At 65.7% G+C, this 12742-nt stretch carries 11 protein-coding genes; 3 read left to right on the top strand and 8 right to left on the bottom strand.

Annotated features, from left to right (window positions below; translation table 11 throughout):
• Window positions 1-73: 73 nt before the first annotated feature.
• From B447_RS18580 to B447_RS18550, 7 genes are all read right to left on the bottom strand, one after another.
• Window positions 74-649 carry a hypothetical protein gene (locus tag B447_RS18580; RefSeq protein ID WP_157384730.1) on the bottom strand — a complete coding sequence of 192 codons (576 nt, stop codon included), beginning with the start codon at window positions 647-649 and terminating at the stop codon, window positions 74-76.
• Window positions 650-1287: 638 nt separating this feature from the next.
• Entirely contained in the window at window positions 1288-2058 is a 771-nt protein-coding gene (locus B447_RS18575) for an NYN domain-containing protein (protein ID WP_037983160.1), read from the bottom strand.
• 343 nt (window positions 2059-2401) lie between these two features.
• A complete protein-coding gene (locus tag B447_RS18570) occupies window positions 2402-3088 on the bottom strand; it encodes a PIN domain-containing protein (protein WP_002944136.1) in 687 nt (228 codons plus the stop codon).
• Between the two features lie 21 nt (window positions 3089-3109).
• Complete coding sequence (locus B447_RS18565; protein WP_002944134.1) at window positions 3110-3394, bottom strand: hypothetical protein; 285 nt, start codon at window positions 3392-3394, stop codon at window positions 3110-3112.
• A 77-nt stretch (window positions 3395-3471) separates the two neighbouring features.
• Complete coding sequence (locus B447_RS18560) at window positions 3472-7053, bottom strand: bifunctional diguanylate cyclase/phosphodiesterase (RefSeq protein WP_002944130.1); 3582 nt, start codon at window positions 7051-7053, stop codon at window positions 3472-3474.
• A gap of 132 nt (window positions 7054-7185) precedes the next feature.
• Entirely contained in the window at window positions 7186-8505 is a 1320-nt protein-coding gene (locus B447_RS18555) for a ferredoxin reductase family protein (RefSeq protein WP_002944128.1), read from the bottom strand.
• A gap of 71 nt (window positions 8506-8576) precedes the next feature.
• Entirely contained in the window at window positions 8577-8885 is a 309-nt protein-coding gene (locus tag B447_RS18550) for a PepSY domain-containing protein (protein ID WP_002944126.1), read from the bottom strand.
• A 343-nt stretch (window positions 8886-9228) separates the two neighbouring features.
• On the opposite strand from B447_RS18550, the gene B447_RS18545 reads away from it, so the two are divergent.
• Genes B447_RS18545 through B447_RS18535 form a run of 3 tightly spaced genes read left to right on the top strand, consistent with a single transcriptional unit; the run spans window position 9229 to window position 11802 of the window.
• On the top strand, window positions 9229-10326 hold the full coding sequence (locus B447_RS18545) for a metal-dependent hydrolase (RefSeq protein WP_002944124.1): 1098 nt from the start codon (window positions 9229-9231) through the stop codon (window positions 10324-10326).
• Window positions 10323-10889: a redoxin family protein gene (locus B447_RS18540; protein WP_002930651.1), complete on the top strand. Its 567-nt coding sequence runs from the start codon at window positions 10323-10325 to the stop codon at window positions 10887-10889. The genes B447_RS18545 and B447_RS18540 overlap by 4 nt, the downstream gene beginning before the upstream one ends.
• 10 nt (window positions 10890-10899) lie before the next feature.
• Window positions 10900-11802 carry an alpha/beta hydrolase gene (locus B447_RS18535; protein ID WP_002944123.1) on the top strand — a complete coding sequence of 301 codons (903 nt, stop codon included), beginning with the start codon at window positions 10900-10902 and terminating at the stop codon, window positions 11800-11802.
• A gap of 24 nt (window positions 11803-11826) precedes the next feature.
• On the opposite strand, the gene B447_RS18530 is transcribed toward B447_RS18535, so the two are convergent.
• Window positions 11827-12438, bottom strand: coding sequence for a TetR/AcrR family transcriptional regulator (locus B447_RS18530; protein ID WP_002930649.1), 612 nt, complete (start codon window positions 12436-12438; stop codon window positions 11827-11829).
• Window positions 12439-12742: the final 304 nt, after the last annotated feature.

Raw genomic sequence — 12742 nt, 5'->3', positions numbered from 1 at the left:
ACGTTCAACGTTGGAGATGATTGAATAAAAGAGTAGGCCGGCGAACACGTCGATCGAACGTCCGTTAAGCCGGTTAGCGGGCCGCGTGTGATACATGGGCTGTTGCCTTAGCCATCTTTTCCTCACACGCCGCCAACAAGAGGACTCCACTGTCGTGCGCCAGTTGATCATCATTCACAAGCTTTCGATACCTGGCCTGATGATGAACGAGGGCGTAAATCCCTTTGTCTTGGTCCCACGCCGCGACTTCGTCCCAAAGTGCGTTGCATTGGCGAACGCCGACCTCCACACGAGGCAGGAATTCGGTGAATAGACCCGCGTAGTTACCCAATAGAGTCCGGACGGGCTGCGGTGCGGCGTCAAATCTCGATTTCAGCGCTCCGATCCGCAACCGTGTCTGCTCAAGAAGCATACGACTAGTGTTTATCACCTCAAGCAGTTCGGATCTCTCCCGCTCGAAGGTTATGCGTCGCTCGTCTTTCCGCACGTCACGTTCCTGTGCAAGCATGCGATGGCTAACCCATGCAGCCCAGGCTGCGGCAATGAAGCTCAGCGCGCTGACGGCGAGAGCCAAAGCTGAGATCCAGGTCGGCGTATCCCAACTGCTCATATGCGTGTAGGAAGCTGTAGAATAGGTCTTCTCATCCAAGCATCGTGCCGTGAACCAAACGGAATATCAATGCTTTGACGGGGAACGGCCGGAGGGAGCGCGGCACAACCCGATACAACACCGCTCGAAACGAACTCGCGCTTTCTCGCGGTCGACCTTGGTCGTCAGTTGTTTGCCGGAATATTTTGAAATGGACGCTGCGTCAATCGCCCCAGGTGTCTCGGATGCCATTTTGCTTGAGTCAGCCAATCACAGCATGCTCACTTCCGCTGCAGCATCTGCTTCGGCCGGAGGAATGTACTCGATCGGCTCGGGCAGCCGATGGCAGTTTAACGACGGCTCCCTCATTTCGAGTGTCGCCAATTCGACTGCCTCAGTGCTCGTCCTAGGCCCGTGCGAGACGATGACGTGGCATATGGCGCTCACGGCAAAATGGGCGGAAATTTGATCCGGTCGGTGCAAGTCTTCGGGGGGCAATTGATTTGGCTCATCTGCGACTGACCGGTTCGGTCAGTATTGCCGTCCCTCACTTGGCGCATGTTGTACGGCCGTTCAGGCCGATCTCCAGCCTGTGGTGATAGGCGACTGGTCGGCCGGAGCGATTTTCGGGGATCAGCTGATTTGCCGACTGGTTTGCGGCATTCAGCTGCGCAAAGATTCAGGGGAAAAGTTCATCATTAATCCACTGAGGCCTGCTTATTGAGGCTGACTGTGTAGTGACCGCCATCTTCTTTTTTTAGTGCTAAGAGATCGTAGGTCTTCAGCATGTCGAGCAAACCAGAATGCCCATAGGTCATGGGTGAAAAGCCCGGGTCGGTTCGTTTCAAATACTGGCCAAGTGCCCCCAGTCCAACCTTGCCTTCAGAGGTATCGCTGGTCATCAGTGCGACTGCTTCGATAATGAACTTCGGCCTCCGTTTCACGGCTGCCTTGGCCGCCGATTTTGATGATTCAGCTTTGGCCGGTGCTGCTTTGCTCCCACTCTGATCTGCAGAATCGGCAACGGCTGCCGGTTGCCACTCGAAAAATTGATCGCTGGCATTCCGAAGGGCTTCCGGTGTCTTGGCCTCACCAACGATACAAACAGTGGCACCTCGCTCCCTTAGCTTGCGACACAAATAGGCAAAATCCGAATCGCTGGTAACCAGGCAAAAACTCTCGGCACGCTGATCAAACATTGCCTCCAAGGCATCTAGAGCCAGAGCAATGTCAGCAGTATTCTTCCCTGATGCATACTGATACTGGAGGCATGGGGTGAAAGCCAAGCGAACCAGGGCTTCTTGCCACTTGTTCGCCAGCGTCGTGTGGTTGCCGTATCCGCGCCGAAGAACGACACGTCCAAACTGAGCGACGACCCTAAGGGTAAACTCCAGAATCTCTGGTGAGGTGTTGTCGCAATCAACAAGGACCGCTATCCGCGACTCGCTTGGTAACGCAGGTATGGCCATGGAAATCCATCAAAATACTCTAATGCAGAGAGGATAGCCTTCCTGTTGCTTACTGGGCAAGCTTTGACCCATGGAGAAACGATGCGGTCGATCATGAAACTGTGATCATGCTGATCGGGTCGAACAACGATGAACCTTTATGCTCTCAAAGGAGCAAGCAGGTCGACAACCGGGTACTGTCCTACGCGGTCAATGAAATTCGCACCAGAACGGCAGGTGACAGACGCATTGCCGCCCGGGTATCGCCGGTAGCCCACGGTCAGCTGAGGCCGATATGCCGCCGTACCCGATCCAGCCTTACCCGGCAGGGCTCTTCCGCGTGCATTACCACGGCCGGGCCTCTTCACTCCTGCGTCGGAATCGCATAGGCCAGGCGCTGCCCGGAGGCCTTTACCATACCCCGCCGCATCAGTTCCGAGCACACCTTCTCCACGGTCGAGCGTGGTACATCTTTCCCGAGCTTGGCCTGGATCGTGCTGTGCAGTGTGCTGAGCTTGGCCGGCCGTGCTCGCTTCATGGCGACCAACTGCGCGATTGCCACGGTGCAGAGTGCGTCGACCGTGCTGGGCGCGGTTGCCTCGGGTTGGCTGGCCGGCAAGCTCTTGGGTGCAGGTGCAGGTGCAGGTGCAGGTGCAGGTGCAGGTGCAGGGGTGGAGCCGGCGCGAAAGCATGGCATTTGCTCGATCGATGTCGAGCGTGCGGAGAATACCTTGCGGGCCTTCAGGTGCTGGATGAGCGGGTCGAAGCCTGTGTCCTTCGAGATGATGTGGAAGAAGCCGCTCGGGTCTTCGGTGGCGAGCCGTCCGAGGTGGAATGCGATATGGAAGTCCAGTGCGTTCGCGCCCGGTGATTCCAGCATCACGTACTCGCCGCGCGCGCCGAATTTTTGCATGGCGATGACGAGTTCGACGGGTAGCTTCGTGTTCTTGGGGCCCAGGAAGACGATGACGCGATAGTGTTCGCCATCGAGCAGGTCGAGTGACTTGACGTGAACGTTCTCGAAATCGATCAGGACGTGGTTGGTGCGCAAGGTGGTGTGCCCGAGTGGCGGTCAGGGTGTGGCGCTGCGCATCTGCAGCGTTGCTCGGCAGCGTGGGAAGGGGGTGCAGCCCCGGAAGCGCCCGCGCTTGCTGTCGCGTGCCGCCATCTTTACGCTGCCGTCCGCAATCAGCGGGCTGGTTTCGGCCCGGATGCCTTTGACGCGATAGAACGTGCGGCACAGATCCTCGAAGCGCTTCCATTCGATGAGGTCGACGAGTTCGCGCGAAAAGTCGGACGTGGTAGCGATCTCGAACAGGCCCGGATCGCGGCGGGATCTGCGGTAACGGCGGGACATGGGCCGATTATGCGTCCACCGAACCCATGCGGCATGGCCGATGCGATGACGTCCGAGAACTATGTCGCGCTCGCAGCTCAGCCCAACAGGTTCAGTTGCTCAACCAGACGGTCGTGCAAGGCGTTCAACTCGCCGATGCGTGCGCGCACCTCGTCGGTGCGGCCCTCGCGCTTCAAGGCGACCAGTTCTGCAGCCAGGCGGTGGATGTCGCGTTGCAGGGCATCCACCGCCTGGCCGGCATCTTTCGTACCCGGCGTGGCCGCGGTGGCCTTGTCGGGCAGGTGGCCGAAGCGGTACTGCTGGGTGTCTGGCGGTGCGGGGCGGTCGCCGTCGCCGGACAGGTAATCGACGAGCGCGGCGATCCATGCGCGCTGTTCCACGGCGGCGAAGAGTACTGGCAGGCGATCCTGGCTGATGGGGGCGGCGGCTTGCCAGCTGGGCGGGGTTTTCCAGGAGCCCATCCAGCGCTTGAGCTCCTGCGCAGGCATCGGACGGGCGATCGCGTAGCCCTGGCCCCATTCGCAGCCCATGCGCAGCAGCATTTCGCCGTGTGGCAGCGTCTCCACCCCTTCGGCGATGGTCTGGCGGCGGAACGCCCTGGCCAGGCCGAGCACGCCTTCGAGAATGGCCAGGTCTTCCGGGTCGTTGAGCATGTCGCGCACGAAGCTCCGGTCGATCTTGAGCAGGCCGGCGGGCAGTTGCTTCAGGTAGCTCAGCGACGAGTAGCCGGTGCCGAAGTCGTCCAGGGCGAAGCCGACGCCCATGTCGTGGCAGGCCTCCATCACCTGCGATACCACGGCGATGTCTTCCAGCGCGCTGGTTTCCAGGATCTCCAGTTCCAGCTCGCCGGGCTGCACGCCGGGGTGGCGGGCCATCAGCGCGCGCAAGCGAGAGACGAAGTCGGCTTGCTGCAGCTGCAGGGCGCCGACATTGACGCTGACCGGGACGGACAGCCCGTCCGTGCGCCAGGCTTCGATCTGCTGCAATGCGGTGTCGATCACCCATTCGCCCACGTCGATGGCAAGCGGATGGCCCTCGATGACGGGCAGGAACGCGGCCGGTGGCAGCAGGCCGCGCTGCGGGTGCTGCCACCGGATCAGGGCTTCGGCCCCGACCAGCGCGCCCGTGCGCATGTTGACCTTGGGCTGGTAGTGGAGGACGAACTGCCGCTGCGCCAGCGCTTGGCGGATGTGCTCCAGGCTCTCGTGCAGGCCCCGTACGTTGCGGTCCTGTTCGGCGTCGAAGATGTGGTAGCGGTTCTTGCCCGCCTGCTTGGCCTGGTACATCGCCTGGTCGGCCTGGCGCAGCAGCTGGTCGGCGTCGATCTCCTCGCTTTGCGGGAAGAAGGTCACGCCCAGGCTGGCGGAGACGTGCAGCATGGTGTCGCCGTGGGCCACCGGCTGCGCGGCGGCGTCGAGCAGCCGGGTGAGCATCGGCACGCTGGCCTCGTGGTCGGGCAGGTCGACGAAGACGGCGACGAACTCGTCGCCGCCGATGCGCGACAGCGTGTCGCCGTTGCGCAGCACCTGTGCCAGGCGCTTCGCCAGGGTTGCGAGCAGGTGGTCGCCGACTTCATGGCCATGGTTGTCGTTGATCGACTTGAACCCGTCCAGGTCCAGATAGGCGACGGCCACGCGCTTATTGCGCCGCGGGGCCTGGTTCATGGCTTGCCTCAGGCGGTCGGCCAGTAACAGCCGGTTGGGCAGGCCGGTGAGCCCGTCGTAGTGGGCGATGTGCTCGAGCTCGTTCTGGTATTCCTTGAGTGCGGTGATGTCGGACAGCAGCGAGATGAAGTGCTTGATCTCGCCACGCTCGTCGCGCACGGCACTGATGGTCAGCATCTCGGCATACACCCGGCCATCCTTGCGCCGGTTCCAGACCTCGCCCGACCAGCTGCCCTTGGTGTTCAGCTCCTGCCACATGGCGGCGTAGAAGGCCTGGTCCTGCTTGCCCGAGCTGAGGATGCGCGGGTTCTGGCCGAGCACGTCCTCGCGCTGGTAGCCGGTGATGTCGGTGAAGGCGGGGTTGACCTCGAGGATGTTGGCATCGCGGTCGGTGATCACGATGCCTTCGCGGGCGTGCGTGAAGACGTTGGCCGCGAGGCGCATCGATTCCTCGGCCTTGCGGCGTTCGGTGATGTCGCGCACATGGGCTTGCAGCATCGTATGGCCACCCAGCTCGAAGCGCGACAGCAGCACCGAGGTGAGGAAGGTCACTCCGTTCAGGCGCCGGTGCTCCCACTCGAACAGGAGCGAGCCCTCGGCCAGGGCGGTCTCCATCATCTCCCTGGCCTTGGCGGCCGACGGGCTGCCGTCCGGCTGCAGTGCGGGCGAGTAGTCCCAGGGTGTCCGCGAGATGAAGTCGGCCTCGTCATCGGCGCCGAACAGCGCGATCGCCGCGCGATTGCAGGTGGCGAACCGCCATGACGGGGGCGCCAGCGTCATGATGGCGTCGCGCGAGGTCTCGAACAGCACGCGGTGCTTCTCTTCGCTTGCCCGCAGCGCAGCCTCCACCCGCATGCGTTCGACGATGTCCTGCTTGAGCGCCGCTTCATTGCGCCTGACCGACTCGATCAGGCGGTTGAAGCTGACGATGAGCTGGCCGACCTCGTCGTCGTGGAGCACGGCCAAGGGCTGCAGCGCTGCGCCCTGGGGCTGGGCCATGCCGGACAAGGCCTGCGTTGCCGATACCATGGGGGCGAACTGGCGCCGCAACATGTGGCGCACGAGCAGCCACGCCACGAGGCCGGCGAGCACGCTGAACAGCGCGGCAACGCCCATCACGCGCCGCTGCGTGGCGTGGATGGGCGCGAGGGCTTCGGCAGTGGGCAGGGTGCCGACGAGGAACCAGTCGGCAGCAGGGATCCGCTTGGCGGCCGCGATCTCCTCCACGCCACGCGAGCTGACCGCAACGCCATAGCCCTCGTAGCCGGCAACGAAGCGGTCGTGGTTCCGATTGACACCAAGTGGCGGCATCGGCGCCATGATCCGCGACTTGTCGGTGCCGGTGACGATCAGGCCGTGCTGGGGCGCGATGAGCAGGTAGCCGCCGCTCTGGCCGAGGCGGCTGTTGGTCATGCTGTCGAAGAAGCTCGGTTCGCCGAGGTTGATGGCGCCGACCACGGCGCCGACGATTGCGCCCGTACCGTCCCGAATCGGGGCTGCCAGCCCCAGGACCGGCGCGTTCAATACCCTGCCGAGGATGGGGCGCCCGATGCTGGTCCTGCCGTCGCGCAAGGCGGTGACCATGTAGTCGCGGTCGGCGTAGTTGGTGCCGATGCGCTCGGGTGAGTAAGGCATGCTGGCGGCCGTGTTGGCCGCCGCATCGTTGACGCGTATCCCGCCGTTGAACAGCGCGAGCAGGTCGGTGCGCGTGGCGATGTATTTCTGCAGCCCGGCCGCATCGCTCATGAGCGCCACCGGGACTTCGCCCGCGAAGCGGTCCAGCGCCTGCAGGCGTGTCCTGAGCTCATTGTCGAGCTGCCCGGCGACCGTGGAGACGGCCGAGAACTGCTGCGTGCCGAGCAGCGCGAGCATGTCGCGCTGCAGGCGTTGCGTGGCGTAAAAGGCGATCGACCATACGCCGACCAGGAAGACCGCCAGCGTCAGCAACGAAATGCGGCTTTTCAGCGAGAGCTGAAAAAGCTTGCCGAGCGGCATGGGATCAGTCCTGACATGAAGCACGCCACATTGTCCGTGGTCCGGGGAGGTGTGGCGCAAGCTTACCCGATGTGTAAACCCGGATATCAGGTCAGGAGATGAAGGCGTGCACTTTGCCGCGCCTGGCTGCCTTTACCGCATCTCGAACGCCTCGCGGCGGAAGCGCAGCCGTCGTCCCCACAGCCGTGCGAGCCCGGCCTTGAGCTGGTCGCCGAAGCCGCGCGGACCGCAGAACCAGACTTCCGCGCGCTGGCCGGTGGTGGCCGTAGTGGCGAGGCGTTCGGGCGTCAGGTCGTCGCCGGCGGCGCGGTCGTGGATGTGCAGGCGCACGCTCGGCAACTCGGCGCACAGGCTGCGCAGGCGTTCCACGAAGGGGTCTTGCGCGGCTCTGCGGGTGCTGTAGTGCAGCTCCACCGGCGGGGCAGCGGCGGGGGCGGCGCGCAACGCATCGAGCCAGGCCAGGAAGGGGGTGACGCCGATGCCGCCCGCGATCCAGATCTGGCGCGCAGTGTGGTCCTGGCGGCCGAGCACGAAGCGGCCATAGGGGCCTTCCACCGTGACTGCCTGGCCGACAGCTACGCGGCTGGCGAGCTGGCGGGTGTAGTCGCCCAGGGCCTTGATCTGGAAAGTGAGGCTGCGGTTGCCGTGGTCGGCGCTGGCGATGGTGAAAGGATGTGCCCCTTCGAAGCGTTCGAAGCCGATGAAGGCGAACTGCCCGGCCTGGTGTCCTGGCCAGGCGTCGTCCAGCCGACAGACGATCTCGGTGACGTCGGGGGCGGGCGAGGACACCGCAGTGACCACGCCCTGCACCTTGCGATGGCGGCCGATCCGACCCGTCAGCGCGATCAGCGAGGCCACCGTTCCGCCGGCCAGCAAGAGCGCGAGCAGTACGCCAACCGGCTGCGTCCAGTAGGAGGGTGGGGCCAGCACTGCGGCATGGAAGGCGAGCAGCAGGTAGAACACCGGCATTGCACGGTGCAGGTGGCGCCAGAATTTGTAGGGGAAGCGCTTCCACAGGCTGAGCACGACCATCGCCAGTACCAGGTAGATGGCGAATTCGCCGACTTCCTCGCCGGCGTCACGAAGCAGCTCGTAGAGGCCGCCGAACTCGTCGTGCGCCGGCCGCCCGGTGCGGCCGTAGATCGACTTGATGACGTCGTCCGACATTTCGACCAACCAGTGCAGCGCGGCGAATACCGCGGCGAGGATGCCGGCCCATTTGTGCAGGCGGAAGATGCGGTCCATGCCGCCGAGCGGGCGTTCGAGCATGGTCGGGCGGGTGGCGAGCACCATCGCCAGCGACATCAGGCCGATGGCGAGCAGGCCGCTGAGGTAGAGGCCTTGTTCGCGGACGAGCCAGGGCAGGGAGGCGGTGCCGCCGTCGAGGGCGGCGACGTTGAGGCCCCATGCGAGGGCGAGGATGCCAATGAAGGCGGATAGGACGGGGATCATGGCGGGGCCTTCCAGGTGGCGGGAACCGGGAAAGGGGCGTTGGCCGTGCCGTCACCCCCTCGCGTAAGCGCTTACTTGTTGCGCTTGACCTCGGTCTTGAGGATTTCGCCGGTCACCGGATCGACATCCAGTTCGACGCGCTGGCCCTGGGGGTCGGTGGCCTTGACCTCGTACTTGTTCTTCTCGCGCTCGACCTCGCGGAAGTCGCTGTAGCCGGCGGCTTCGAGCTTGCTCAGTACATCCTGCACGCTGAGCCAGTTGGGCTGGGCCGTGGCAGCGGCTGGGGCCGAGCTCTGGGCGAACGCCGGGGCGATGGCGGCGCCCGCGCCGATGAGTCCGCCGCTGAGGGCGAGGGTGGCGATGAGGGTGGTGGCACGCATGATTGCATCTCCTTGCTTGGGTTGGCGGTCTCGTTTCGACCGTGATGCCATGCTGCGCGCCAAGGGCTGAATCGATGCTGAAGGGGGTGTTCACCTTCCGTTAATGTCGAGCACGCTCGACCTTGGGGGGCGCGCCGTCGACGCCGCCAGGGCCTCGGCTGTGGCCGGCCATGCTTTGCCGGAGACGCAACTTCGCGTCGGCGAACGGTTCGAAGCCAGGGAACTTGCTGATGTCGTGCCGATCGACAGACGCTTCAAGCCACAATGACGCGGACCCTGGCCGGCGTCAGCGTGCGTGTCGCTGCGCGTCGCGGAGCGATTTGACGGAAGATCTCTGGATTCGATGGATACCTTGACCCACGCCCTTTCGGGGGCCCTCATCGGCCGTGTGCTCGCGGGTCGGCGCATACCTGCCGGCACCCATTCGGGCGCTTCCCGCGCTGCGCAGCCGCCGGTGTGGCAGATGGTGGTCGCCGGCACGATCGCGGCGACCTTCCCCGATCTCGACTTCGTGCTCGGCTGGATCTCCGAGCTCACCTACCTGCGCGGGCACCGCGGCGTCACCCATTCGCTCATCCTGCTGCCCTTGTGGGGGCTGCTGATCGCGTGGTTGCTGGCACGCTTCTGGTCGCGCGGCGGCCGCCCGGGGGCGGGCTGGCAGGGCTTCTACCCGGTGGTGTGCGCGGCGATCTTCGTGCACATCCTGGGCGATCTCATCACCCAGTTCGGCACCATGATCCTGGCGCCGTTCTCCGACCATCGCTTCGGCTGGGGCACCACCTTCATCATCGACCTGCCCTTCACCGGCATCATCGTGGCCGGCCTGCTCGCCAGTGCGCTGTGGCGCAGCAGCCGGGTGCCGGCGACGGCGGCGCTGGTCCTGCTCGCCGCCTGGGTGGGCGTGCAGGCGACGGGGCGCGCCGAGGCGATCGACGCCGCGCGCGCCTACGCTTCGGCCAAGGGCATTGCCGTGGTCGAGGTGGATGCAGCGCCGCGCCCGGCGTCGCCGTTCAACTGGACGGCGATCGTGTTCGACGGCGAGCGCTATCACTACGCCCACATCAACACGCGGCGCAGTACGCCGTTGGTGGTGACGGAAGCCGACAACTTCATCCGCCGCTTCTCCGCACCCTACATGCCGGTGGCGATGGCGCAGTGGCAGGTGGCCGAGCGCTTCGGCAACGGTGACGGCCGCGAGCTGGCCGAGAAGGTGTGGCAGGCCGAGGATTTCGCCTTCTATCGCTGGTTCGCGATGTTCCCGGTGCTCGACCATGCCGAGCGCGATGCCGACGGGCAGGTGTGCGCCGCCTTCCGCGACCTGCGCTTCGTGACCCCGGGGCGCGGCCGCGAACCTTTCGTGTTTGGCCTGTGCGGCCGTGGCGGCGACTGGCGCCTGTTCGAGCGTGAGGGCGACGTGCGGCGCTGGATCGACGTACGATGACGGGCATGAATCCAGACCCTTCACGCGACGGGGCAGGCGCCGTGCCGGTCCGCAAGCGGCCGCGCTGGCGGCGCTGGGCGCTCGAGATCGCGATCTTCATCGGCCTCTTCCTGGCCATCCAGGCCTGGATGGCACGCGACGTGCCTGCCGGCCCGGCGCCCGACTTTGCCGCCTTGGCCGCCGATGGCCAGCCGCTGAGCCTGGCCGAGTGGCGCGCCGCGCATCCGGGCAGGGCGGTCGGGGTCTACTTCTGGGCCGACTGGTGTCCGATCTGCACCGCGCAGGAGGGCACGATCGATGCCGTTCAGGCTGACCATCCGGTGCTGTCGGTGGCGATGCAGTCGGGCGACGCGGCGGCCGTGGCCGCGGTGCTGGCCGGGCGCGGGCTCGACTGGCCGACCGCGATCGACGCCGATGGCCGCATCGCCCAGGCCTATGGCCTGCGTGGCGTGCCGGCCTTCGTCGTGGTGGATGCGGCGGGGGCGATCCGCTCCGTATCGCTCGGCTACAGCACGGGCTGGGGGCTGCGCGCCCGCCTGTGGTGGGCGGGGCTGAGTTCGTGAGGACGACGTGATGGGCGCGCCGGGGCTGCTCACGGCCTTCACCGCAGGTGCGGCGGCGCTGGCCGGCGGCCGCGCGCTGGTGCATTGGGGTATCCGCAAGGGGCTGGCGGCGCCGCGGGTGGCGCACCACACCGACCCGGCGGCGCTCGGGCTCGACTTTGACGCGCTACGCATCGCCACCGCCAACGGCCGTACGCTGCACGCCTGGTTCATCCCCGCGCCGGGGGCGTCCGCTGCCGCGCCGGCACTGGTGGTGATGCACGGCTGGGGCGGCAATGCCGCGCTGATGCTGCCGCTGGCGCGCCCGCTGCACGAGGCCGGCTTCGCCACGCTGTTCGTCGATGCGCGCTGCCATGGCGCGAGCGACGACGACAGCTTCGCCTCACTGCCGCGCTTCGCCGAGGACGCCGAGCATGCCTTCGCCTGGCTGGCCACACGGGCCGGGGTCGATCCGCGCCGTATCGCGCTGTTCGGGCATTCGGTGGGGGCGGGCGCAGTGTTGCTGGCGGCCGCGCGCACGCCACAGGTGGCCGCCGTGGTCAGCGTCGCCGCGTTCTCGCATCCGGCGGCGATGATGCGGCGCTGGCTCGCCGTCAAGCGTATTCCGGAAAAGCCAGTGGGGCGCTACATCCTCGATTACGTACAGAAGACCATCGGCCACCGCTTCGACGACATCGCGCCGGTCGCGACCATCGGTCGCATCCGCCGCCCGGTGCTGCTGATCCATGGCGAGGATGACGAGGTGGTGCCGATTGCCGAGGCGCGGCAGATCTTCGCGGCGCGCGGCGACACCCCGGTCGAACTGCTGACGCTGGCCGGCGATCACGAGTCCTTTGCCGACCTGGAGCACAACATGGGGCGGCTGGTGGCCTTCCTGCGGGAGGGCTTAGGGGGCGCCGCGGGCGAAGGATGACGCGCAGCAGTGCGCGTGTGCGGGTCAGGCTTGTTCGATCAGGCTTCTGATGGCGCCCTGGATGCCGCTGACGAGGCGTCCGCGGTCAAGCTCCGGGTTTCGGATGCTGCGTAGCAGCAGGCCCTCGAACAGCGTGGCGAGGACTTCGACCATGCCTTCTATCTTCGCGTCGTCGTCGTCGTGGCCTGCGGCGCTGCGGATGGCGCGCAGGGTTGCGGCCAGGCTGCGCCTGCAGGCGAGGTCGGCCTCGCGCACGATCTCGGCGACGCGAGGGTTGCGCGCGGCTTCTGCTGCGATCTCGAGCTTGAGCCCGGCGGTGGCGGGGTCCAGTTGGTCTGCGACGCCTTCGGCCGCGCGCTCGATAAGGGCCTGTCCGATATCGCCCGCTGCCCTCAGTTCGGCACTCAGCTTCAACAGACCCTCAAGATCCTGCGCCACGATGGCGGCGATGATCGCCTCCTTGTTGTCGAAGTAGTGATAGATGTGGCCGGCACTCATGCCGGCGCTCTTCGAGATCTGCGCTATGCTGGCGCCATGGAAGCCGTGCTCGCGAAAGCACTGCGCGGCGGCGCACAGAATCTGCTGGCGGCGCGCCTCGGCGCGGGTGTGGTCGGTCGTGCTGGATGATGTGGGCATGTAATGGTCTCCTGCGATCCTGGCCGTGGATCGTCTTTTCGATCTTGCACTGCAGCAGAGACTAACATAGAATGAGCGTTCAATCTAGAATAACCATTCTAAAGAGCAGGTCTTGTTCGCGCTGGCCAGGAGCTGGGGTGGAGCAAGGGCTTGCTTGCTCAAGAGAGGCCTGACCCATGCACTTCTCCCGCATTCCCCTGTCACGCGCAGCCGCGGCGCTGTCGCTGGTCCTGGGCGCTGTCTTCCTCGCCGGCTGCGGCCAGGGCAATGGCGGCGCCGCGGCGGCGGCGGGCGCGCCGCCGCC

Source organism: Thauera sp. 27 (assembly GCF_000310125.2).
GTDB classification, from domain to species: Bacteria; Pseudomonadota; Gammaproteobacteria; order Burkholderiales; family Rhodocyclaceae; genus Thauera; species Thauera mechernichensis.
The sequence above is the reverse complement of the archived record's forward strand: the minus strand, read 5'-3'. Positions and strand labels throughout refer to the sequence as shown.

What these genes read in the sequence shown, in the direction of transcription:
- B447_RS18560 (WP_002944130.1), bottom strand. Translation starts at nt 7,053, where the DNA reads ATGCCGCTCGGCAAGCTTTTTCAGCTCTCGCTGAAAAGCCGCATTTCG.
- B447_RS18575 (WP_037983160.1), bottom strand. Translation starts at nt 2,058, where the DNA reads ATGGCCATACCTGCGTTACCAAGCGAGTCGCGGATAGCGGTCCTTGTT.
- B447_RS18540 (WP_002930651.1), top strand. Translation starts at nt 10,323, where the DNA reads ATGACGGGCATGAATCCAGACCCTTCACGCGACGGGGCAGGCGCCGTG.
- B447_RS18565 (WP_002944134.1), bottom strand. Translation starts at nt 3,394, where the DNA reads ATGTCCCGCCGTTACCGCAGATCCCGCCGCGATCCGGGCCTGTTCGAG.
- B447_RS18530 (WP_002930649.1), bottom strand. Translation starts at nt 12,438, where the DNA reads ATGCCCACATCATCCAGCACGACCGACCACACCCGCGCCGAGGCGCGC.
- B447_RS18535 (WP_002944123.1), top strand. Translation starts at nt 10,900, where the DNA reads ATGGGCGCGCCGGGGCTGCTCACGGCCTTCACCGCAGGTGCGGCGGCG.
- B447_RS18555 (WP_002944128.1), bottom strand. Translation starts at nt 8,505, where the DNA reads ATGATCCCCGTCCTATCCGCCTTCATTGGCATCCTCGCCCTCGCATGG.
- B447_RS18550 (WP_002944126.1), bottom strand. Translation starts at nt 8,885, where the DNA reads ATGCGTGCCACCACCCTCATCGCCACCCTCGCCCTCAGCGGCGGACTC.
- B447_RS18545 (WP_002944124.1), top strand. Translation starts at nt 9,229, where the DNA reads ATGGATACCTTGACCCACGCCCTTTCGGGGGCCCTCATCGGCCGTGTG.